Annotated in this window: 2 protein-coding genes; both read right to left on the reverse strand. The window is 38.4% G+C overall.

The window, feature by feature from the left end; all coding sequences use genetic code 11:
* Positions 1-142: 142 nt before the first annotated feature.
* Positions 143-913, reverse strand: a complete 771-nt coding sequence (locus tag LV89_RS24800; protein ID WP_109745677.1) for an SDR family NAD(P)-dependent oxidoreductase — start codon at positions 911-913, stop codon at positions 143-145.
* Positions 910-1,947, reverse strand: a complete 1,038-nt coding sequence (locus LV89_RS24805; RefSeq protein WP_109745678.1) for an SMP-30/gluconolactonase/LRE family protein — start codon at positions 1,945-1,947, stop codon at positions 910-912. The genes LV89_RS24800 and LV89_RS24805 overlap by 4 nt, the downstream gene beginning before the upstream one ends.
* Positions 1,948-2,227: the final 280 nt, after the last annotated feature.

Raw genomic sequence — 2,227 nt, forward strand, 5'->3', positions numbered from 1 at the left:
CATCATTTTCGGTGGGTTAAAACCCACCGCTACAAAATTTAACCGAGCCTATGGCTCTAAATCGATATTCAAATACTTGTGTATAAACCGTAGCCCCAAAAGGGAGGGCTTTTAAAGTCCTTTTTTGTCTTTCATTCCTTATTCAATTCCCATCACTAATGGTTGTGCCACCGTCAATAATGATATTTTGTCCTGTGATAAATCCGCCTGCTTTTGATGCCAATAAAAGTGTTACACCTGCCACTTCTTCCACTTTCCCGATGCGTCGGAGTGGCGTTAATGCTACTCTTTTTGCCATTACTTCTGGATTGGTCGTCATGGGTTTGGCAAATTCTGTATCAATTACTCCTGGAGAAATAGCGTTTACACGAATATTATCAGGTCCAAATTCTACGGCAAGATTTCGGGCTAATTGTGCCAATCCTGCTTTTGAAATACCGTATAATCCTAAAAATTTATTCCCTCTAACACTCGATAAACTCGACAAATAGATAATTGCTCCGTCTTTCTTTGCTTGCATTTTTGGAATGACTTTCTTGGTCAAATAAATGGCACTTTGCAAGTTGATTTGCATGGTTTTTTCAAAACTTTCTGCATCAATTTCTAAAAATGAACCTGCAATGGCTATGCCCACACAATTCACCAAAATATCAATATTGCCAAATGTCTTTTCGGTTTCACTGACCAAAAAATCAATTTGCTCTTTTTGTGAAACATCACATGGAATGGCGATAGCGTTAATATTTTCAGCTTGAAATTCGGCTAATACTTTCTCGCAAGCCGTTTTATCATTGCTGGAAATAATAACTTTTGCACCGTTTAAGCCCAAAATGTGAGCAATTGCTTTTCCCATGCCCGAACTCGAACCCATGATGAGAGCAACTTTTCCAGATAAATCAAATAAGTCTTTCATCGCCAATGAATCATTTTTTGTCCCGCCACAGGACTTTGGAAAAACGGAACTCTTGTGCCTCGTAAACTTCCTAAATAAACGGTTTTCATATCTTTTCCACCAAAACTCAAACTTGCCATCCAAGGACATAAAGTGCCTTGTACCGACCCTAAAATTTCGCCAGTCAAAGTTCGGTTTTGATAGTGTTCAAAAAGCATTTTTTTAGATTCAGCATTGCTATCGTCCAAAAGCATTAATTCCTCACCTTCGGGCGTAATTGCTATCAATTGGTCGGTAAAAATTAGCGTAACCCATAAATTCCCAAAAGTATCAAACGCAAAACCGTCGGGGAAACCGCTTACATTGGCGTAAACCTCACGGTCGTATAAATCGCCATTGGGTTTTACCCGCAATCTTGAAATTTTGTGAGCCGTACTTTCTACCACATAAAGCCATTCTTCGTTATCATCAAAACGAATTTCATTCGTGCCACAAAAGCCTTCTGCTACAATTCTAACGCCGTTTTCATCTATTAAGGCAATGTAACCGTCGGTAGCTCTGGTGTTTAATTGTTCCGTCCAAGGGTTGGTTCTTGTCGTTACGGTAAACCAAATTCTACCTTTAGAATCTCGTAAAGGAAAGTTGGTTTTTCCCATGGGTTTTCCGTCAATTTCTGTGAGAATAGTGGTCATTTTACCATCACGAGTCATGGTTTCGAGGTGGTCAGTTCCCCAATTGGCAATGATGAAATTCCCGTTTTTATCAAAACACAAACCGTTGGGCAATGAACCCTGAGCGAGTACATAGCGGTTTTCGAGATTTGATAATTTCTCAAAATTATTCAAATCGTTTTCAGAATATGGGGTGATTATTTTCTGTAAACCGTCATGGTTCAACTTTACCACTCCACCTCGTGCATCAGCCGTCCAAACGGTGCCGTTGGGTTCGGTTAAAATACATTCGGGGCGTTGCAAATCTTTCCCAAGAAACTGTATTTCTTCTCGATTTACCTGCCAATTTTTCAGCGGATTTTCTGTATTAGATTTTATTGACATTTTTCACTATTCTGTTAAAATATAATACAAAGTTAAGATTTAGAAAAAAAAAGTGTTAGTCAAAACCATGCCGATAGTATTCTTTATCAATACATTTTGAGGTAAAATGTTGATTATGGGAGTTTTTTGTATTCAGAAAGAGGGAGATGGTGCTTTTGAGGAGATTACAACGCAGGCAGGGTTTGAACCACTATTGTCCGAAACGTTTAAATCGTTTAAATTAGTAGCCTAAAAATTAAAATTATGGCTACTAACATTCCCGTTAAGACTTTACTTGGAT

This window comes from Arcicella aurantiaca (assembly GCF_003148625.1).
In the GTDB taxonomy this organism is placed as follows: domain Bacteria; phylum Bacteroidota; class Bacteroidia; order Cytophagales; family Spirosomataceae; genus Arcicella; species Arcicella aurantiaca.

Excerpts from the sequence above, each read along its gene's own strand:
- LV89_RS24800 (WP_109745677.1), bottom strand. The coding sequence starts at position 913 with ATGAAAGACTTATTTGATTTATCTGGAAAAGTTGCTCTCATCATGGGT.
- LV89_RS24805 (WP_109745678.1), bottom strand. The coding sequence starts at position 1,947 with ATGTCAATAAAATCTAATACAGAAAATCCGCTGAAAAATTGGCAGGTA.